The 22,974-nt window shown below is 74.7% G+C and carries 3 protein-coding genes; all 3 read left to right on the top strand.

Annotation, left to right across the window (positions count from 1 at the left end; translation table 11 throughout):
- Positions 1–336: 336 nt before the first annotated feature.
- The 3 genes from CP984_RS01020 to CP984_RS01010 are packed head-to-tail and all read left to right on the top strand — an operon-like array spanning position 337 to position 22,911.
- Positions 337–1,167: a 2OG-Fe(II) oxygenase gene (locus CP984_RS01020; protein ID WP_003986049.1), complete on the top strand. Its 831-nt coding sequence runs from the start codon at positions 337–339 to the stop codon at positions 1,165–1,167.
- A 4-nt stretch (positions 1,168–1,171) separates the two neighbouring features.
- Complete coding sequence (locus tag CP984_RS01015; RefSeq protein ID WP_050504588.1) at positions 1,172–22,699, top strand: non-ribosomal peptide synthase/polyketide synthase; 21,528 nt, start codon at positions 1,172–1,174, stop codon at positions 22,697–22,699.
- Positions 22,696–22,911 carry an MbtH family protein gene (locus tag CP984_RS01010; protein WP_003985596.1) on the top strand — a complete coding sequence of 72 codons (216 nt, stop codon included), beginning with the start codon at positions 22,696–22,698 and terminating at the stop codon, positions 22,909–22,911. Before CP984_RS01015 ends, CP984_RS01010 begins: the two co-directional genes overlap by 4 nt.
- Positions 22,912–22,974: the final 63 nt, after the last annotated feature.

Raw genomic sequence — 22,974 nt, 5'->3', positions numbered from 1 at the left:
GCGCCTTTCCGGGCTTTCCTTCATTTCCGCAGTTTGTCGGAAGGTCCTTCCACCGGCACCCGTCCATGGCGGGCTCGCGCGTTCCCTCAATGGGACGGGACGGGCCCGAGTGTGGTGTGGCGGGCGGCGCGGCGAGGGAGTCTGGTCCCGGACGTGCCCGCGGTACCCGGAAGCGGTGTGCGCGCGGCCGGGAGCGGAAAGGAGCGGAGTGTTGCTCATATCCTCCGGCAGCACCCCGGTTTTCCCGTTCACGGGACCGGAGGCGGTCGTGCGGTGAGCTGCCGGCGGCTGCCCGGAATTCTCCCTGCCGTGCACCGTCGAGTGGAGTGTGACGACGTGACTTCGACTGCCTCGGACCCCGGCGTACGCGTCGCGGCCACCGCCTCCGGAGAAGGTGACTTCGCCCGCGAACTGACCCGGGATTCCCTGCTGCGGCTGGCCCGCCGCGAGATCGCCGCCATTCATGTACCCGGCTTCTGCGACCGGCGGATCGCCGGCGAAGTGGCCGGGAAAGCCGTCCGGCACAAGGCGCTGGGGAATTATCACAAGAAATACACGAGCACGGTGGGGCGGGTGTTCATGCCGCACATCGACACGGCGTGGAACCCGGAACTGACCGCCCGCTACCACGACGCCGCGCTGCCCTCGATCAGCGAGGTGCGCGCCCTGTTCGCGCCCTATCTGTCCCCGGTGGACCACCTACGGCTGCTCCTCCAGGAGTGCTGGCCGTCCGGCGCCAACCTGCTGCGCCTGCGCGGCCGTCCGTGCTTCGTCGGCGCCCTGCGCGTGTTCCATCCGACGACCTCGGTGTTCCACCCGCACAACGACCACATCGAGCAGGAGACGGACGCCCCGGAGATCGCCGGGGTGACCGAGCAGCTGGTCGCCAACGTCTACCTTCAGATGCCCGAGGAGGGCGGCGACCTCCAGCTGTGGCGGCGCGACCCCACGAGCGCGGAGACCCGGACGATCCTGGAGGTCGAGGGGCTGGACCCGGCCACCGTGGAACCACCCGTCCACGTGATCCGCCCCCGAGCGGGCGACCTCGTCATCTTCAGCTCCCGGATGCTGCACGCCGTCACCCCGGCCCGGGGCGGGCACCGGGTCGGCATGGCCGCGTTCATCGCCTGCAAGGGCCCCGGCGAGCCCCTGCAGTACTGGAGTTGATCCCGTGGCCGATGCCTCTGGCAGCACCGCCCGCGACCTTTCGTTCGCGACGCTGGACGAGCTGTTCACCCGGCAGGCGGGCCGGACGCCCGGCGCCGTCGCCGTGGTGTGCGAGGACGTGCGGATGACGTACGCGGAGGTGGAGGACGCCGCCAACCGGCTGGCCCGGGTCCTCCTCGGCCGCGGCGCCGGCCCGCGGCGGAAGGTGGCGCTGGCGCTCCCCCGCACCGCGGACCTGGTCGTGGCCGTCCTGGCGGTGCTCAAGTGCGGTGCGGCCTATGTGCCGGTGGACCCCGCGTACCCGGCCGAGCGCATCGCTTTCCTGCTGCGCGACACCGCGCCCGTCGCCGTACTGTCGTCGCGTGAGGTCTGCGGCGGCCTGCCCGCCGAGGCCGGTCCGGACGGCGTGCCCGTGGTCCTGCTCGACGACGACGGCACCCGGCTGCTGCTGGCCGACGCCTCGCACCTGCCCCTCACCTCCGTCGACCGCGGCGGCTGGCCGGACCCGTCCGACTGCGCGTACGTCATCCACACCTCGGGCTCCACGGGCACCCCCAAGGGCGTGGTGATCAGCCACCGCAACGTCGTCCGCCTGCTCACCTCCACCGCCCACTGGTTCGGCTTCGGCCCGGACGACACCTGGACCTTCTTCCACTCCCACGCCTTCGACTTCTCGGTGTGGGAGATCTTCGGGGCGCTCCTGACCGGCGGCCGGCTGGTGGTCGTCCCGTACCGGGTCAGCCGCGCGCCCGCCGAGTTCCTGGCCCTGCTGGCCCGCGAACGGGTCACCGTCCTGTCCCAGACACCGACCGCCTTCGCCGCGCTGCTCGCCGCCGACCGCGAACACCCGGCGCCGCTGCGGGACACCACGCTGCGGACGGTCGTCCTCGGCGGCGAGGCGTTCGACCCGGCCCGGCTCGCCGAGTGGTACGCCCGGCATCCGGACGACGCGCCCCGCATCGTCAACATGTACGGCACGACCGAGACCACCGTGCACGTCACCTACGCCGCCTACGGCCGCGGCATCGCCCGGCCCGGCGCGCCGAGCATCATCGGGGAGGCCATCCCCGACCTGGCGCTGTACGTCCTGGACGACCGTCTGAGGGAAGTGCCGCCCGGCGGGACGGGGGAGCTGTACGTCGCGGGCGCCGGGCTGGCGCGTGGCTACCTGGGCCGTCCCGGGCTGACCGCCGAACGCTTCGTGGCCTGCCCGTACGGCCCGCCCGGTGCGTGCATGTACCGCACCGGCGACCTGGTGCGGCGCGGGCCCGGCGGGCTGGAGTTCGCCGGCCGCGCCGACGACCAGGTCAAGATCCGCGGCTTCCGCGTCGAGCCGGGCGAGGTGGAAGCCGCGCTCGCGGCCCACCCGGACGTCGCCCAGGCGGCGGTGGCCGTCCACCGGGAAGCGGACCGCGGCCCCGGCCTGGTCGGCTATGTCGTACCGCGCCCGGATCCCGCGCCCGCCGACCCCACGGGCGGGCACACGCCGGGCACCGGCGAGGCGCTGGCGGTCTGGCAGCAGGTCTACGACGACCTATACGCCGGCTCGGCGGACCGGCCCGCGGCCCTGGGCGAGGACTTCGCGGGCTGGCGGAGCAGCGCCGACGGGCGGCCGATCCCACTGGAGCAGATGCGCGAGTGGCGGGACGCCACGGTGGGGCGGGTACGGGCCCTGCGGCCGCGCCGCGTCCTGGAGATCGGCGTCGGCACCGGTCTCCTGCTGGCCGGGCTGGCCCCGTACTGCGAGAGCTACTGGGGCACGGACCTGTCCGCCGAGGCCGTCACCGGGCTGCGCGGGAAGCTGGCGGCGGACCACGGGCTGGCCGCCCGCACCACGCTGACCTGCCAGGCCGCCCATGACATGCGGGGCCTGCCGGACGGCGCCTTCGACGTGGTCGTGCTGAACTCCGTGACGCAGTACTTCCCCGACACCGGTTACCTCCTCGCCGTCCTGCGCGGTGCCCTCGACCGCCTCGCGCCCGGCGGGGCCCTGTACGTCGGCGACGTACGCGACCTCCGGCTGGCCCGCCGCTTCCACACCGCACTGCACCGGCAGCGCACCGGCACGCGCGGCGGCGATGACGCCGCCCTGGCCGCCGCGGTCCGGCGGAGCATGGCGAGCGACAAGGAACTGCTCGTCGCCCCCGCTTTCTTCACCGCCCTGGCCGACGGCGCACTGCCCGCGCTGAGCGCCGTGGACATCCGCGTCAAGCGCGGGCGGTACCGCAACGAGATGAGCCGCTACCGCTATGACGTGGTGCTGCGCAAGGGCCCGGTCCAGGTGGTCTCCCTCGCCGACGCGCCCCGGGTGCGGTGGGGGAGCGAGATGCCCGGCCTGCCGTCACTGGTGCACCGGCTGCGTACCGGCCTGCCCGGCGCCTTGCGGGTGAGCCGCATCCCCAACGCGCGCTGGGAGGAGCCCGGCGCGGTCGGCGCCGTACCGGGCGCCGACCCGGACGACCTGTACGACCTGGCCGCCAGCGTCGGCTACCGCGCCCTGGTCACCTGGTCCGAAGCGGACGACGGCAGCCTGGACGCCGTGTTCCTGCCCGAGCCGGAGCGCGACGGTATGGCGCGCCGGCGCAGGGACGGGGACGCGGAACCCGTGGCGTACACCGACGTGTACCTCCCGCCGGTACGCGCCGGGGGCGACGCGCTTTCCCTGCGGGCGCTGACCAGCGAACCGGCCCGGCGCCGGGCCGCCGCCGCGCTCGGCGGCACCGTCCGCAAGTCCGTCGCGGCCCGGCTGCCGCACCACATGGTCCCCTCCGCCGTCCTGGTCCTCGACGCACTGCCGATGACCGCCAACGGCAAGCTCGACCGGCAGGCCCTGCCCGCGCCCGACCGGGACGCCGCCACCCTCCGCGATCCCGGCGCCCGCATCCCGGGCGACGCCCGCGAGGAGATTGTGTGCGGCCTGTTCGCGGATACCCTCGGCCTCGCCGAAGTCGGTCCCGACCAGGACTTCTTCGACCTCGGCGGACACTCTTTGCTGGCGACGGGACTGGTCAACCGGGTCCGCTCGGTCTTCGGTACGGAGCTGGGCCTGCGCGCGGTGTTCGAGACGCCGACCCCGGCGGGCCTGGCCGCGCGGGTGACCACCGCGGGCCACCGCCGCCCCGCGCCGACGGCCCGCGACAACCGCCCCGACCGGCTGCCGCTGTCCTTCGCGCAGCGCCGCCTGTGGTTCCTGCACCACCTGGAAGGGCCGCGCCCCACCCATCACGTCCCGCTGACCCTCGACATCGTCGGGCCGCTCGACCGGCGGGCGCTGACGGCCGCGCTGCGCGATCTCGTGGCGCGCCACGAGGTCCTGCGCACCGTCTTCCCGGACGACGGCGACGAGCCGCACCAGTTCGTCCTGCCCCCGGACGCCGTACGGCTGGAGATGCCGGTCACCAAGACCACCCGGGAGGCCCTGCCGGACCAGGTACGGGACGCCGCGGGCCAAGCCTTCGACCTCGCGGCCGGGCTTCCCGTACGGGCCCGTCTGTTCGCGCTCGGGCCCGAGGAGCACCTGCTGTCCCTGACGCTGCATCACATCGCGACGGACGGCTGGTCGCTGGCGCCCCTGTGGCGCGACCTCTCGCACGCCTACGGACAGCGCGTCCAGGGACGCCCGCCGTACATGGACCCGCTGCCCGTCCAGTACGCCGACTACGCCCTGTGGCAGCGCGACCTGCTCGACACCGACGATGGCACCGGCGCCACCACGGCCGCCGTGCAACTCGCCTACTGGACGAAGAAGCTCACCGGACTGCCGCCCCGGATCGCGCTGCCCTACGACCGGCCGCGCCCGCAGAATCCCACCGGACGCAGCGGGACCTGCTGCTTCCGGTGGGACGGCGCGCTCCTGGGCGCCGTGCGCGACCTGGCGCGGGAGTGCGGCGCGACCGTGTCGATGGTGGTGCAGGCGGGGCTCGCCGCGCTGCTGACCCGCCTGGGCGCGGGCGAGGACATCCCCATCGGCATCGCCGTCGCGGGCCGTACCGACACGGCGCTGCACGACCTGGTCGGCTTCTTCGTCAACACGCTGGTGCTGCGCGTGGACACCTCGGGCGCGCCCGGCTTCCGTACCCTGGTCGCCCGCGTACGGGAAACCGGCCTGGAGGCGTACGCGCACCAGGACGTGCCCGTCGAGCGGGTCGTCGACGCGCTCCGGCCGGACCGTACGGACGACCGCCACCCGCTGTTCCAGACCCTGCTGGTCTGGCAGAACACGCCCGACGCCGCGCCGGAGCTGACCGGCGCCACCACCGAGGCCCGGGAACTGCACACCGGCAGACTCGTCACCGACCTGGAGATCAGCGTCACGGAGACGCCCGGCCGCGAGCCGGGCGCGGACACGCTGGCCGGGGCCGCCCACTTCAACGCCGACCTGTTCGACCGCGCCACCGTCGAAGAGCTCCTGGACGGGCTGCGGCGCCTGCTGATGGACGTGGCCGCCGATCCTGACCGGCCCGTCGGCGGCCTGGACACGCGGGCAGCGGGGGAGCGCGGGGAGCGGGAGACGGCTGCGGCGGATGAGCTCCGCACTGGCCTGGCGGATGAGCGCCGCGCCGGTCTGGCGTACGAGCCCCGCACTGATTTGGTGGATGAGCGCCGCGCCGCTCCGGCGTACGAACCCCGCACTGTTCCGGCGGCGGACGAACCCCGCACCGCTCCGGCAGACGAACCACGTGCCGAGCAGCCAGCCCCGACGGCAGCGGCGCCCGCCCCCCTGCTCCCCGAGCTGTTCGCGGCCCAGGCGGCCCGTACGCCCGGCGCACCGGCCCTGACCTTTCAGGACACCACTCTCACCTACGGTGAACTGGACGCCGCGGCCAACCGGCTGGCCCGGCTGCTCATCGAACGGGGCGCCGGGCCCGAGCGGTTCGTGGCGCTGGAGCTGCCGCGCTCGGCCGACCTCGTCACCGCCGTACTCGCGGTGCTGAAGACCGGCGCGGCCTACGTGCCCCTGGAACCGGGCCGGCCCGCCGCACGCAACAACAAGATCCTGCGCGACGCCCGCCCGGTGCTGCTGCTCACCACCCGCACACCGACGGAGGCGTCCCCCGCCCCCTGTCTGCTCTGGAACGGCCCGGAGCTTGCCGACGCCCTCCGCCAGTGCCCCGACACACCCGTACGCGACCACGAGCGCATCCGCCCGCTGCTCCCCGCCCACCCGGCGTACGTCATCCACACCTCCGGCTCCACCGGCGCGCCCAAGGGCGTCGTCGTCCCGCACCACGCCGTGGCCCGTCTGTTCACCGACGCGCCCGGCCTCGACTTCCGCCCCGGCGACGTCACACCGCTGCTCCACTCCCACACCTTCGACCTCTCGGTCTGGGAGATGTGGGGCCCGCTGCTGCACGGCGCCCGCCTGGTCGTGGTGCCGCACGAGGAGAGCCGCGCCCCGGCCGAGCTGCTGCGGCTGCTCGTACGCGAAGGTGTCACCCAGCTCCACCACACCCCGACGGCGTTCGAGCAGCTGACGCACGCACTGCGCGAGCACCCCGGCCTCGCCGGGGAACTGGCCCTGCGCCGCGTCGAGTTGGGCGCCGAGTCGGTGCCCGCCCGTACCGCGCGCGAAGGCCGTGAACTGCTGCCCGGCGCGCGCTTCGTGCATGCCTACGGCCCCACGGAGACCACCGTGTTCGTGGTCGCCGGATTCCTCGACGGGCCACTGCCGGACGGCCAGGCCCCGCCTCTCGGCCGGCCGTTGGGCGGCATCCGCGCGTACGTCCTGGACGACGCGTTGCGCCCGGCATTGCCCGGCGTCACGGCGGAGCTGTACGTCGCGGGCGCCGGGGTGACACGCGGCTACCTGGGCCGGAGCGCGCTCACGGCGGAGCGGTTCGTGGCGTGTCCGTACGGTCCGCCGGGGGAGCGGATGTACCGGACCGGTGATCTCGTGCGGTGGCGGGACGATGGCCAGTTGGAGTTCGTCGGGCGGGCCGACGAGCAGGTGAAGCTGCGCGGTTTCCGTATCGAGCCGGGGGAGGTGCGGGCAGCGCTGACCGCTCATCCGCAGGTCGGCGCGGCGGCGGTCGTCGTACGCGAGGACCGGCCGGGGGACCGGCGGCTGGTGGCGTACGTGACCTCCGCGGCGGGCCGGGCCGCCGACCCGCCGGAGCTGCGCCGGTACGCGGCCGAACGGCTGCCGGAGCACATGGTGCCCGCCGCGGTCGTCGCCGTGGACGCGCTGCCGCTGACCGACGCCGGCAAACTCGACCGCGCCCGTCTGCCGCTGCCGGACTACGCCGCCGATTCCGCACGCCGGGCGCCCCGCGACGACCGGGAGCGGACGCTGTGCCGTCTCTTCGCCGAGGTGCTCGGCCTGGACACGGGTGCGGCGGGCGTGGACGACAGCTTCTTCGACCTCGGCGGGGACAGCATCGTCGCCATCCAGCTCGTGAGCCGGGCCCGGCGGGCCGGACTCGCCCTGACCCCGCGCGATGTCTTCCGCCACCCCACCGTCGCAGCCCTCGCCGCGCAGGCGGGGAGCGTGGCCGAAGTGCCCGACGTACCCGCCGCGCCCTCCGGGCACGACAGCGGTCCGCTGCCCCTCACCCCCGTCATGCACGCCCTCCGCGAGACCGGCGGTCCGGTCGCGGGCTGCCACCAGTCGGTGCTGCTCCAGGTGCCGCCCGCCCTCGGCCACCGCCACCTCGCCACCGCGCTGCGCACGGTGATCGAGCACCACGACGCGCTGCGGCTGCGGCTGACCCGGGTGGGCGACGTGGTCTGGAGCCTGGACATCGCCCCGCCGGACGCGGAAACGGGCACGGATACGGGTACGGACACCGCTGCGGACCCCGGCCCGGACCTCGCCCACCGGGTGGACGCCACCGGCCTGGACGCCACCGCGCTCAACGACGCCGTACGCCACCACAGGAACGCTGCCCGCGACCGGCTGGACCCGGAGTCGGGCCGGGCCGCGGGCCTCGTCCAGGCCGTCTGGTTCGACGCCGGACCCGACCGGCCGGGCCGGCTGCTCCTGACGATTCACCACCTCGCGGTGGACGGCGTGTCATGGGGAGTGCTGCTGCCCGACCTGAAGGCCGCCTGGGAAGCCGCCGTGGCCGGGCGCCCGCCCGCGCTCGAACCGGTGGGCACCTCGCTGCGCACCTGGTCCCAGAGGCTCACCGCACTGGCCGAGCACCACGACCTCATCGCCGAACTCCCCTTGTGGACCGGCATGCTCGACACCCCCGAACCGCCCCTGTCCCAGGTACCGTACGACCCCGCCCGCGACCTGTCCGGCACCGTACGGCGGCTGAGCGTGACCCTGCCGCCGGGCCGGACGGCCGCGCTGCTCGGCCCGGTCCCCGCCGCCCTGCACGGCCGGACCGACGACATCCTGCTCACCTCCCTCGGCCTCGCCGTCGCCGACTGGCGCCGCCGCCGTACGGGCTGCCCGGACACCGCCGTCCTGCTCGACATCGAACGGCACGGCCGCGAGGACCCGGAGGACGGGCCGGACCCGGACACCGGTACGGGGGAGGGCGCCGATCTCGCACGGACCGTCGGCTGGCTCACCAGCGTCCACCCCGTACGCCTGGACGCGGGCAACGCCGACGCCGCCCGGCTCCGCTCCGGCGGCCCCGCGCTCGACCGGGCCTACCGGCGCGTCAAGGAGCAGCTGCGCGCGGTCCCCGGCAACGGCATCGGCTACGGCCTGCTGCGCCACCTCAACCCGCAGACCGGCCCGTCCCTCGCCCGCGGCGCCCGCCCCCTGATCTGCTACAACTACCTCGGCCGTCTCACCAGTAGCGCCGGGGACTGGACACCGGTGCCCGGCTCCGGCGGCATCACCGGCGGGTCCGACCCCGCGCTGCCCGCCGCTCACCTGATCCAGCTGGACGCGCTGACGGAGGACGGGCCCGGCGGTCCGGCCCTGACGGCGACCTGGTCCTGGCCCGGTGCCCTGTTCACCGACGACGACGTACGCGACCTCGCGGACACCTGGCTCGGCCTCCTCACCGCCTTCGCGGACCGGGCCACGGCGCCGGACGCCGACGGCCGCACCCCCACCGACTTCCCCCTCGTCACCCTCACCGAGGACGAGATCGCACGGCTGACACGGGACTGCCCCGACCTGGCCGACGTATGGCCCCTGACGCCGCTCCAGGAAGGGCTGCTCTTCCACGCCCTCTACGACGAGCAGGCCCCCGACGTCTACACCAGCCAGCTCGCCGTCGACCTGCACGGCCCCCTCGACCCGGCGGCACTGCGCGCGGCGGGGCAGGGCCTCCTCGAACGCCACCCCGCCCTCCGCGTCGCCTTCCGGCACGACGGCCTGCGCACCCCCGTACAGGTGGTGCCGCACCCGCGCGCGGCCGCCCTCCCCTGGGCCGAGCACGACCTCGCGGACCTGTCCGGCGACGAACAGGCCGTCCGCGCCGCTCGCATCGCCACCCGCGAACGCGCCACCCGCTTCGACCCCGCCCACGGCCCCCTGCTGCGGCTCACCCTGCTCCGCCTCCGACCCGGCCACCACCGGCTGCTGCTGACCGCCCAGCATCTGATCATGGACGGCTGGTCCGGGCCGCTGGTCCTGCGGGACCTGCTCGCCGTCCACGCGGCGGGCGGCGACCCCACGGGCCTGGCCGCCCCCGCCCCGTACCGGGACTATCTGCACTGGCTCACCTCCCAGGACCGTACGACGGCCGAAGCGGCCTGGCAGCAGGCACTGTCCGGCGTGGACGGCCCGACCCTCGTGGTGGCCGGACACGCCGCCGACGGCACCGTGGAGCACGAACGCGTCTGGGCCACCCTGTCCGCCGGACTGACCGCGGACCTGCACACGCTCGCCCGCCGCCACGGCCTGACGCTGAACACCGTCCTCCAGGGCGCCTGGGCCGTGGTGCTGCGCTGCCTGACCGGCCGGGACGACATCCTCTTCGGCGCCACGGTCGCCGGGCGGCCCCCGGGGGTGCCGGGAGTCGAGGACATGGTCGGTATGTTCAACAACACCGTGCCGGTACGGGTACGGCTCGACGCCGCCCAGCCCTTCGCCCGCGCCCTGTCCCGCCTCCAGGACGAGCAGGCCGGACTGCTGCCCCACCAGCACCTCGGCCTCTCCGCACTGCACCGCCTCTGCGGCCACGACCAGCTCTTCGACACCCTCCTGGTCTTCGAGAACCTTCCCGGCGAGCCGACCGGGCCCCAGGGCCCGCTGCGCGCCACGGAACCCCGCATCACCAGCGGCACCCACTACCCGCTGAGCCTGGCCGTCCTCCCCGGCGCACGGCTGCGCCTCAAACTGGGCCACCGCCCCGATGTGTTCGACGCACGCGCCGCCGCGGCCGTCCTGGGCCGCCTGGTCCGCGTCCTGAAGGCGGCAGCCGGCGACCCGGACCGCACCGTGGGCGACCTCCCCGTCCTCTCACCCCCGGAACGCACCCGCCTCCTGCGCACCTGGAGCACCACACCCGGCCCCCGGCCCGCACCGCGCACCTGGCCCGCCCTCTTCGAGGCCCAGGCGGCCCAGACCCCCGGAGCCACGGCGGTACGGAGCGCCGACACCGCGCTGACCTACGCCGAACTCGACGCGGTGGCCAACCGGCTGGCGCACCTGCTCGTCCCGCACGGCGCGGGCCCGGAGCGGACGGTGGCCCTCGCGCTGCCCCGCTCCGCCGACCTGATCGTCTCGCTTCTGGCCGTCCTGAAGACCGGCGCCGCCTACGTCCCGCTCGACCCGTCCCACCCGGCCGAGCGCACCACCGCCCTGCTCCGCGACACCCGCCCGGCGCTGGTACTCACGGACAGCGCCACCGCCGGACTGCTGCCGCAGGGCCCCGAGCCCCGTCTCGTACTGGACGATCCGGCCACCCGCGCCCAACTCGCCGGCCTTCCGGCAACCGCCCTCCACGACGCCGAACGGATCACGCCCCTCAAGCCGCGGCACCCGGCGTACGTCATCCACACCTCCGGCTCCACCGGCGGACCCAAGGGCGTTCAGGTCACCCACGAGGGCATCGCCGCGCTCGCCGCCGCGCAGATCACCCGCTTCCGCACCGGCCCCGGCAGCGTCGTCCTGCTCTTCGCCCCGCCGGGCTTCGACGCCTCCGTGTCCGACCTGTGCACCGCCCTCCTCTCCGGAGCCACCCTCGCCGTCGCCCCCGCCGGCGCCCTCCTCGCCGGCGGGGAACTGGCCGAAGCCGTCGCCCGGTTCGGCGTGACCCACCTGAAGCTGCCGCCGAGCGTCCTCGCCGGACTGCCGCCCGACGCGCTCCCGCCGGGGACCGTGCTCGCGGTGGCGGGCGAGGCGTGCTCCGCCGAACTGGTGGCGCGCTGGGCACCGGGCCGCTCGATGACCAATGTGTACGGGCCGACCGAGGCGACGGTGTGCGTGACGATGTCCGTACCGCTGAAGGGTGACGGCGTTCCGCCGATCGGGACGCCGATCGCCGGGATGCGGGTGTACGTGCTGGACGCGGGGTTGCGGCCGGTGCCGCCGGGTGTGACGGGGGAGCTGTATGTGGCGGGTGTCGGGCTGGCCCGGGGTTACCTGAACCGTCCGGGGCCGACGGCGGAGCGGTTCGTGGCGTGTCCGTACGGTCCGCCGGGGGAGCGGATGTACCGGACCGGTGATCTCGTGCGGTGGCGGGAGGATGGCCAGCTGGAGTTCGTCGGGCGGGCCGATGAGCAGGTGAAGCTGCGGGGCTTCCGTATCGAGCCCGGGGAGGTGCGGGCAGCGCTGACCGCTCATCCGCAGGTCGGCGCGGCGGCGGTCGTCGTACGCGAGGACCGGCCGGGGGACCGGCGGCTGGTGGCCTACGCGGCACCCAGGGACGGAGCCGCCCCACACCCCGGCGAACTGCGGCGGTACGTGGGCGAGCGGCTGCCCGCCCACCTGCTGCCTTCCGCGGTCGTCGTGCTGGACACGCTGCCCCTCACCCCCAACGGCAAGCTCGACGCGCGAGCGCTGCCGGAACCCGGGCGTACCACCACCGGGCGGGAACCCCGCGACGCCCGCGAGGAAATCCTCTGCGGCCTGTTCGCCGATGTGCTCGGCCTGCCCGAAGTGGGCGCCGACGACGACTTCTTCGACCTGGGCGGCCACTCCCTCCTCGCCACCCGGCTCATCGGCCTCGCCCGCGCGGCGCTGGGCCGGGAGCTGACCATCCGCGCCCTGTTCGAGGCGCGCACCCCGGCCGCGCTGGCCCGGCGCGTGGACGGCGCGGCAGCCGCCCGCCCCGCCGTCGTACGCGCCGAACGGCCCGCCCGGTTGCCCCTGTCGTACGGACAACGGCGCCTGTGGTTCCTGCACCGGCTGGCGGGGCCGGGCGCGGGCTACAACGTGCCGCTGGTGCTGCGGCTGCGCGGCACGGTGGACACGGACGCGCTGGACGCGGCGCTGGGCGACGTGGTGGCGCGGCACGAGGTGCTGCGGACCGTGTACGCCGAGGGCGCGGACGGCGAGCCGTACCAGGTGGTGCGCGACCACGACGCGGGCCGGTCGTATCTGACGGTGACATCGAGCGGGGCCGCGTTGCCCGAGGCGGAGCGGGCCGCGCGGTATGCCTTCGACCTGGCGGCGGAGATTCCGTTCCGGGCCGAATTGTTCGTGGGTGACAGGGATGAGTCGGTGTTGGTGGTGCTCGTGCATCACATCGCGGCGGATGGGTGGTCGTTGGGGCCGTTGTGGCGGGATGTGGTGGTGGCGTACGAGGCGCGGAGGGCTGGTGGTGCGCCTGAGTGGGACGCGTTGCCGGTGCAGTACGCGGATTTCGCGTTGTGGCAGTTGCTGGACTGCAGTGAGGGGCAGGCAGAGTTCTGGCGTGCCGAGCTGGCCGATTTGCCGGGTGAGCTGGAGCTCCCGTACGACCGTCCGCGTCCTGTCACTCCCGATCACCGGGGTGCGACGGTGCCGTTCCATTGGGACGCGGAGTTGCACGGCCGTGTGGTGGCGCTGGCTCGGGAGTGCGGGGCGAGTGTGTTCATGGTGGTGCAGGCCGCCTTGGCGGCGCTGCTGACCCGGCTGGGGGCGGGTACGGACATTCCGCTGGGGTCAGCGGTGGCGGGCCGTACCGACGCTGCGCTGGACGAGGTGGTGGGCTTCTTCGTCAATACGCTGGTGCTGCGTACCGATACCTCCGGCGATCCGTCGTTCCGTGAGCTGCTGCGGCGGGTCCGGGAGACCGACCTACGGGCGTACGCACACCAGGATCTCCCCTTCGAGCAGCTGGTCGAGGCCCTGAACCCGGACCGCTCCGCCGACCGCAACCCGCTCTTCCACGTCGCCCTCACGATGGACAACGCGGCCGGGACCGGATACGGGCTGCCCGGCGCCGAGGCCGAGGAGATCCATGTCTCCACCGGCACCGCGAAGTTGGACCTCACCTACGCCGTACGCGAGCGCCGGGGCGCCGGGCGGACTCCGGGCGGGCTCGAAGGGGAGGCGGAGTTCCGTACCGACCTGTTCGACGCGGCCACCGTCGAGGGCCTGCTCGCGCGTCTGCGCAGACTGCTCGAAGCGGCCGTCGCGGCCCCGGAACGGACCATCGGCAGTCTGGAGATCCTGACCGCCGCCGAGCGGCACGCGCTGCTGGAGACCGCGAACGCCACCTCCCGCGCACTGCCTGCCGCGACACTGCCGGACCTCTTCGAAGCGCAGGTCGCCCGGACACCCGACGCGGTGGCGCTCACATCGCCGGACACCCGGCTCACCTACGCCGAGCTGAACGCCCGCGCCAACCGCCTGGCCCGGCTGCTGGCCGGCCGGGGTGCCGGCCCTGAAGGCGTGGTGGCGCTGGCACTGCCGCGCTCCGCCGGACTGATCACGGCCGTGCTCGCCATCCTGAAGACCGGCGCCGCCTGCCTCCCCGTCGACCCCGGTTACCCGGCCGCACGCATCACCTACCTGCTCCGCGACGCGTCCTGCGCGCTCCTGGTCACCGACCACGCGACCGGCGCCACGCTGCCGGACACGTCCGTACCCCGCCTCCTCCTCGACACGGGCGACACGGAACGCGCCCTCGCGACCGTTCCGGACACCGACCTCACCGACGCCGACCGCAGGGCCCCCGCACTCCCCGCCAACCCCGCGTACGTGATCCACACCTCCGGATCGTCCGGCACACCGAAGGGCGTGGTGGTCTCCCACAGCGGCTTCGCCTCCCTCGCCGCGGCGATGGACGACTGCTTCGACGTCGGCGTGGACAGCAGGGTGCTGTACTCCGCCTCGCCCAGCTTCGACGCGTCGTTCTGGAACCTGTGCATGGCCCTGCTGACGGGCGCCCGCCTCGTCGTCGTACCGGCGGACCGCCTGCTGCCGGGCGCACCGCTCGCCGAGACCGTGACCGCGTACGGCGTGACGCACCTGACCCTGCCGCCCTCGTCCCTGGCGGCGCTCGCCCCCGGCAGCCTGCCCGAAGGCGTCACGCTGGTACTGGCGGGCGAGGCGTGCCCCACCGAGCTGGTGGCGCGCTGGTCGTCCGGCCGCCGCATGATCAACGCGTACGGACCGACCGAGACCACGGTCTGCGCGACCCTGTCCGGGCCGCTGACGGACGGCGGCGTACCGCCGATCGGGACTCCGGTCGCCAACACGCGGGTGTACGTGCTGGACGCGGGGCTGCGGCCGGTGTCGCCGGGTGTGACGGGGGAGTTGTACGTGGCGGGTGCCGGATTGGCGCGGGGATATGTGGGCCGTCCGGGGCTGACGGCGGAGCGGTTCGTGGCGTGTCCGTACGGTCCGCCGGGGGAGCGGATGTACCGGACCGGTGATCTGGTGCGGTGGCGGGCGGACGGGCAGCTGGAGTTCATCGGCCGGGCCGACGATCAGGTGAAGCTGCGGGGCTTCCGTATCGAGCCGGGCGAGACCGAAGCGGTCCTCACCGCTCACCCCGGAATCGCCCGCGCCGTCGTCGTCGTACGCGAGGACCGGCCCGGGGACCGGCGGCTGGTGGCCTACGCGGTGCCCGCCCGCGCGGCCCAGCGGCCGGACGACGACGGACCCGACCCCGCGGACGTACGGGAATTCCTGAGCGCCCGGCTGCCCGGCCACCAGATCCCGGCCGCGGTCGTATTCCTGGACGCCCTGCCGCTGACCGCCAACGGCAAACTGGACCGCCGCGCCCTGCCCGCGCCGGACACCGGCGTGCGGCCCGCCGGACGCGCGCCCCGCGCACCCGAGGAAGAGGCGCTGTGCGGCCTGTTCGCCGAGGTGCTGGGAGTGGCCGAGGCCGGTCCCGAGGACGGGTTCTTCGCGCTCGGCGGCCACTCGCTGCTGGCCACCCGGCTGGTCAACCGGGTGCGCGCCGTACTGGGCGCGGAACTCGAACTCCGCGCCGTCTTCGAGACACCCACCCCCGCCGCCCTGGCTGCCCGCCTCGGCACCACGGCCCGGCCCCGCCCCGCGCTCCGCCCGCAGCCCCGGCCCGACCGGGTGCCGCTGTCGTCCGGGCAGCGGCGCCTGTGGACGCTGCACCGCATGACCGGCCCGAGCGCGGCGTACAACGTGCCGTTGGTGCTGCGGCTGCGCGGAACCGTGGACGCCGACGCGCTGGACGCCGCGCTGGGGGACGTGGTGGCGCGGCACGAGGTGCTGCGGACGGTGTACGCCGAGGGCGCGGACGGCGAGCCGTACCAGGCGGTGCGTCCGGCGGACGGCCCCTTCCTCGTACGGACACCGGCGGCGGACCGGACTGCCGACGCCATGACGGCCGCGGTACGTCGCGCGACACGCCATGCCTTCGACTTGGCGGCGGAGATTCCGTTCCGGGCCGAGTTGTTCGAGTGCGGCGGGGATGAGTCGGTGTTGGTGGTGCTCGTGCATCACATTGCAGCTGATGGGTGGTCGTTGGGGCCGTTGTGGCGGGATGTGGTGGTGGCGTACGAGGCACGGAGGAACGGGAGTGTGCCTGCGTGGCGCCCGCTGCCGGTGCAGTACGCGGACTTCGCGCTGTGGCAGTTGCTGGAGGGCAGCGAGGAGCAGCAAGAGTTTTGGCACGCCGAACTGGCTGACCTGCCGGGCGAGTTGGCGCTGCCGTGCGACCGCCCGCGTCCAGCCGCTCCCGATCACCGGGGCGCGACGGTGCCGTTCCATTGGGACGCGGAGTTGCACGGCCGTGTGGTGGCGCTGGCCCAGGAGTGCGGGGCGAGCGTGTTCATGGTGGTGCAGGCCGCCTTGGCGGCGCTGCTGACCCGGCTCGGAGCGGGAACGGACATTCCGCTGGGCACCCCCGTGGCAGGCCGCTCGGACGCAGCCCTGGACGAGGTGGTGGGCTTCTTCGTCAACACGCTGGTGCTGCGTACCGATACCTCCGGAAACCCCTCGTTCCGTGAGTTGCTGCGGCGGGTCCGGGAGACCGACCTACGGGCGTACGCGCACCAGGACCTTCCCTTCGAGCAGCTGGTCGAGGCCCTGAACCCGGACCGTACCTCCGGCCGCAATCCGCTTTTCCAGGTCGCCCTGGCCGTGGACACGCCCTCCGGAGGCGCCCTGTCCCTGCCCGGCGTCGCGGTCGAGCAGGAGGAGGCGCACACCGGAACCGCCAAGTTCGACCTGTCCTTCCGGCTCACCGAGCGCCGGGCGCCGGGCGGGGCGCCCGCCGGGGTGGACGGGTCGGTCGAGTTCGCCACCGCGCTGTTCGACCGCAGTACCGCCGAGGGGCTGGCCGTACGGCTGCGGCGGCTCCTGGAAGCGGCCGTCGCTCGGCCCGAGATCCCCGTCGGGCAGGCGGACATTCTCTCCCCGGGGGAGCACCGCCTGCTGTTGCAACGGTGGAGCGGTCCGGCGCGCGGGCTGCCGACAGGACTGCTTCCCGCGCTGTTCGAGGGGTGGGCCGCCCGGGGGCCCGACGCGCCCGCCCTGGTGGAGGGGGCGTGGTCGGCGACGTACGCGGAGGCGAACGCGGATGCCAACCGCCTCGCGCACCTGCTGATCAGCCGTGGCGCGGGGCCCGAGCGCGTCGTCGCCCTCTGCCTGCCCCGGTCCGCCGCGGCCGTCCTGGCCGCCCTCGCCGTGGCCAAGACCGGCGCCGCCCACCTCCCCGTCGACCCCGCGCTGCCCCGGGAGCGCATCGCGTACCTGCTGCGCGACACCGCACCCGTCCTCGTCGTGACGACCGCCGGCGCCGCCCGCGAACTGCCGCCCGACGGGCCGCCGTGTGTGGTGCTGGACGCCGAGCCCACGCCCGGCCTGCTCACCGGGCAGCCGGACCACAACCCCACCGACGCCGACCGGCTCGCGCCCCTCCGGCCGTCGCACCCGGCGTACGTCATCCACACCTCCGGCTCCACCGGCGCGCCCAAGGGCGTCGCGGTGCCCCACACCGGCATCCACGCCCTCGCCGCCGCTCAGGTGGCCCGCTTCGGGCTGCGGCCGGGCAGCCGGGTGCTCCGGTTCGCCTCGCCCAGCTTCGACGCCTCCGTGATGGAGACGCTGATGGCGTTCGCGTCGGGCGCCACGCTGGTCGTGCCGCCGGCCGGGCCGCTGGCCGGGGCCGCGCTCGCGGACTTCCTGGCCCGCGAGCGGGTCAGCCACTGCCTGATCCCGCCGACGGTGCTGGCCGGCGTTCCGGCGGCGGCGCTGCCGGACCTGGAGACCCTGGTCATCGGCGGTGAGGCGGGCACCCCCGAGCTGGTGGCCCGCTGGTCGCCGGGCCGTCGCATGATCAACGCCTACGGTCCGACCGAGGCGACCATCTGCGCCACGCTCAGCGAGCCGCTGCACGGCTCCGGCACCCCGCCGATCGGCGCGCCCGTCACCCACAGCCGGGTGTACGTGCTGGACGCGGGCCTGCGGCCGGTGCCGCCGGGTGTGACGGGGGAGTTGTACGTGGCGGGTGCCGGACTGGCGCGGGGATATGTGGGGCGTCCGGGGCTGACGGCGGAGCGGTTCGTGGCGTGTCCGTACGATCCGCCGGGGGAGCGGATGTACCGGACCGGTGATCTGGTGCGGTGGCGGGCGGACGGGCAACTGGAGTTCGTCGGGCGGGCCGATGACCAGGTGAAGGTGCGGGGGTTCCGTATCGAGCCGGGGGAGATCGAGGCCGCGCTGACCGCCCACCCCGCCGTCGCCCGCGCCGCGGCCGCCGTCCGTACGGACGCGTCGGGCACCGCGCGGCTCGTCGGCTACGTGGTCGCCACACCGGAAGCCGCCGCCCCCGAACCGGGCGCCGTACGGGACTTCCTGCGCGCCCGGCTGCCCGAGCACATGGTCCCGGCCGCCGTCGTGGTGCTGGACACGCTGCCCACCACGGTCGGCGGCAAGCTCGACCGGCGTGCCCTGCCCGCCCCCGAATTCGCCGCCTCGGCGGCCGGACGCGCGCCCCGCACACCCGAGGAGGAGGTGCTGTGCGGCCTGTTCGCCGAGGTGCTGCGGCTGCCCTCGGTCGGGGTGGACGACAGCTTCTTCGACCTCGGCGGCGACTCCCTGCTGGCCACCAGGCTGGCCGCACGCATCCGTACGGTCCTGGGCACCGAACTCGACCTGCGGACCCTCTTCGCCGCACCGACCGTCGCCGGTACGGCCGGACGGCTGCGCGCCGCCCGCCGTCCCCGGCCCGCGCTCCGCCCCGCCACCCGGCCGGACACGGTGCCGCTGTCCCACGCCCAGCGCCGCCTGTGGTTCCTGCACCGCCTCGAAGGGCCGAGCGCCACCTACAACGTTCCCCTGGCCCTGCGGCTGACCGGCGCCCTGGACGCCCAGGCGCTGTGCGCCGCGCTGGTGGACGTGATCGACCGGCACGAGGTGCTGCGCACGGTCCTGCCCGAGACCGACGGCGTACCCCGGCAGATCGTGCTCGGCCGGGACGCCGCGCACGCCGCCGTCACCCTCGCCGACCTGACCGGCGCCGATCACGATGAGGTGAGCGCACGCGTCCGCGCCGCCGCCCGCCGGGCCGTCGACCTGACCCGCGAACTCCCGCTCCGCGCCGAACTCCTCGCCCTCGGCCCCGAGGAACACCTGCTGCTCTTCGTCGTCCACCACATCGCCGCCGACGGCTGGTCCTTCGGTCCCCTGTGGCGCGACCTGGCCCACGCCTACACCGAACGCCGCGCGGGCCGCACCCCCGAACTGCCGCCCCCGCCCGTCCAGTACGCCGACTACGCCCTCTGGCAGCACGAACTCCTCGGCGACGCGGACGACCCGGACAGTCTCCTCGCCGAACAGCTCAGGTACTGGACCGCGCATCTGCGCGACCTGCCCGACCAACTGACGCTGCCCACCGACCGGCCGCGCCCGGCACAGCCCGGCGGCCGCGGCGGACACCTCGCCTTCTCCTGGGACGCGGCCGCGCACCAGCGGCTCGCCGCACTCGCCCGGGACTGCGGGGCGAGCGTCTTCATGGTCGTACAGGCCGCGCTGGCGGCCCTGTGCACCCGGCTGGGCGCCGGTACGGACATCCCCATCGGCACCCCCGCCGCGGGACGGACCGACGAAGCGCTGGACGAGGTGGTCGGCTTCTTCGTCAACACCCTCGTCCTGCGCACCGACACCTCCGGCGACCCCACCTTCCGCGAACTCATCGGGCGCGTACGGGACGTCGACCTCGCCGCCTACGCCCACCAGGACGTCCCCTTCGAACGCCTCGTGGAAGCCCTCAACCCGCCCCGTACGGCCGCCCGCCACCCGCTCGTCCAGACGCTGCTCACGTGGCAGTCCGCCGCCGGCCGTGACCTGGAACTGCCCGGCCTGGACATCACCCCGGTGCCCGCCGGCACCGGCACGGCCCGGCTCGACATGGAGATCAACGCCACCGAGCACCGCGCGCCCGACGGGACCCCCGCCGGGGTCGAGGCCGCGGTCGAGTTCAGCAGTGACCTCTTCGACCGCCCCACCGTCGAGGCGTTCGTGGCGCGGCTGCGCCGCATCACCGACGCCGCGACGGCCGACCCCGGGCAGCGCATCAGCCAGGCCGACATCCTCTCCCGCCAGGAACGCCGCACCCTGCGCGAACGCAACGACACCGCGCACGGCGTCCCCGACACCGTCCTCCCGCGCCTCTTCGAGGACCGGGCGGCCACCGATCCCGGCGCCCCCGCCCTGTACTACGCCGACCTGACCCTCACCTACGCGGAACTCAACGCCGCGGCGAACCGCCTCGCCCGCCTGCTCGCCGCACGCGGAGCCGGGCCCGAGAGCGTCGTCGCGCTGGCCCTGCCCCGTACGCCCGCCATGGTCACCGCCGTTCTCGCGGTCCTCAAGGCCGGAGCCGCCTACCTCTTCCTCGACCCGGACTACCCCGCCGGGCGCCTGGCCTTCATGCTCGGCGACACCCGGCCCGTCCTGCTCGTCACCGACCGGGCCACCGCACCGGCCCTGCCCGCCACGGACATCCTCCGTCTTGTCCTGGACGCGGACGCCACGGTCGAGGCGCTGCGCACCCTGTCGGACACCGACCTCACCGACGCCGACCGGCGCGCCCCGCTCAGGCCGCCCCACCCCGCGTACGTCCTCTACACCTCCGGCTCCACCGGCACCCCCAAGGGCGTCGTCGGCCTGCACCGGGGGTGCGTCAACCGGCTGCTGTGGTGCTCCCGTACGTATCCCTGGCACGCCGGACAGCCGGTGCTCGCCAAGACCACTCTGAGTTTCATCGACGGCACCACCGAACTGCTCGGTGCCCTGCTGCACGGCGCGCCGGTCGTCCTCGCCGACTCCCTCACCGCCCGCAGCCCGGCGGACCTGGCCGCCCTCGTCGCCCGGCACCGCGCCACCCGTATCACCGTCGTGCCCAGCCTGCTCGCCGCCCTCCTCGACGGCGACACCGGCCTGCTGGCGACCTGCACCCTATGGGTGACCAGCGGCGAAGCACTCCCGCCCGCCCTTTCCCAGCGATTCGCCGACGCCCTCCCGCACGCCCGTCTGGTCAACTTCTACGGCGCCTCGGAAGCCGGCGGCGACAGCCTGCACGCGGTCGCCGACGGACCCGACGTGGCCGCCGGAACGCCCATCTGGAACACCCACGTCCACGTCCTGGACGCCGCACTGCGCCCGGTGCCCCCCGGCGTACCCGGCGAGATCCACCTCACCGGCACCGGCCTGGCCCGCGGCTACCTGCACCGCCCCGCCCTCACCGCCGAACGCTTCGTGGCCGACCCGTACGGCGCGCCCGGCGAGCGCATGTACCGCACCGGCGACCTGGGACGGCAGCGTCCCGACGGCGTCGTGGAATACCTCGGCCGGATCGACGACCAGGTGAAGATCCACGGCGTACGGATCGAACTCGGCGAGGTGCAGGCCGCGCTGCTCGCCCACCCCGGCGTGGACCGCGCCGCCGTGGCCGTCCGCGAGGACACCCCCGGCCGCAAGCAGCTCGTCGCGTACGCCGTCCCCGCACCCGGCACCGAACCGGACCCCGCACAACTGCGCCGGTTCCTGCGCGAGCGGCTGCCCCGGTTCATGGTCCCCGCCGCCGCGGTCCTCCTGGACGCCCTGCCCCTGACCGCCAACGGCAAGCTGGACCGGCGCGCGCTGCCCGCCCCCGACGTCACCGCCCCGGAAGGCGGCCGGGCACCGGGCAGCCCGCCCGAGGAACTGATGAGCGCGCTGTTCGCCGAAATCCTCGGCCTGCCCGCGGTGGGCGCCGACGACGGCTTCTTCGACCTCGGCGGCGACTCGCTGCTGGCGGCCCGCCTCATCAGCCGCGTCCGTACGGTCTTCGGCGCCGACCCCGGAATCCGCGCCCTGTTCGATGCGCAGACGCCCGCCGGGCTCCTGCGCACCCTGCACGAGGCGTCCACCACGACGGCGGACGCCCTGGACGTCCTGCTGCCGCTGCGAGCGCGCGGCAGCCGCCCGCCCCTGTTCTGCGTCCACCCGGCCTCCGGCATCAGTTGGCCGTACGCCGGACTGCTGCGCCACCTCCACGACCGCCCCGTCATCGGACTCCAGGCACGCGGCCTGACCGAGCCCGGCGCCCGGCCCGCCACCATCGACGCCATGGCCGCCGACTACCTCGACCGCATCCGCACCGTCCAGCCGACCGGTCCCTACCACCTGCTCGGCTGGTCCTTCGGCGGCGCCGTCGCCCACGCGATGGCCACCCGCCTCCAGCAACAGGGCCAAAAAGTGGCGTTCCTGGCCCTCCTGGACGCCGCGCCCCTCCAGGTCGACCCCGACCGCGTCCTGCCCCGCCACACCGCCCGCGACGTGGCCTTCCTGTTCGCCGACGCGGTCAGCCCCGGCACCGCCCACCGCGGCCTCGACCCCGCACGGGCCGCGGACATCCTCCGTGGCCAGGGCAGCGCGCTGGCCGCCCTGCTGGAGGAACCCCTCGTCACGGCCGTGGCGCAGACCCTGACCGACAACACCCGCCTGCGCTGGTACACCTTCCGGCCCGCCGTCTACGAGGGCGACCTCCTGCTGTTCAAGGCGGAACCCGAACGCGGCGAAGCGCACTGGCCGGCGGAGGCGTGGCAGCCGTACGTCTCCGGCACTGTCCACACCCACGACGCGCGGTGCGAACACGGCCACATGATGCAGCCGCACGCCCTGGACCGCATCGGGCCCGTCCTCGCCGCCGCACTGGCCGGCACGGCACCGGCCCCGTACGAACCCGTCCCGCCGACACACCTCAGGAGCCGTACATGACCAACCCGTTCGAAGACCCGGACGCCGCCTACCTGGTCCTCGTCAATGACGAGAACCAGTACTCCCTGTGGCCCGCTGCCGCCGACCTCCCCGGCGGCTGGGCCGTCGTCCACGGCGAGGACACACGCCAGGGGTGCCTGGACCACGTCTCGGAACGCTGGACGGACATGCGGCCGAAATCCCTGGTGGAGGCCATGGAGGGGGAGACCTGACGGAAAATCGCCGGGGACAGGGCCCGGGTGGCCCCGGCAGGGGCCGGGCCCGCCGCTTCGCGT

This window comes from Streptomyces rimosus (assembly GCF_008704655.1).
GTDB lineage: Bacteria > Actinomycetota > Actinomycetes > Streptomycetales > Streptomycetaceae > Streptomyces > Streptomyces rimosus.
Note: the sequence above shows the minus strand (reverse complement) of the source record. Positions and strands in the feature narration are given on the sequence as shown.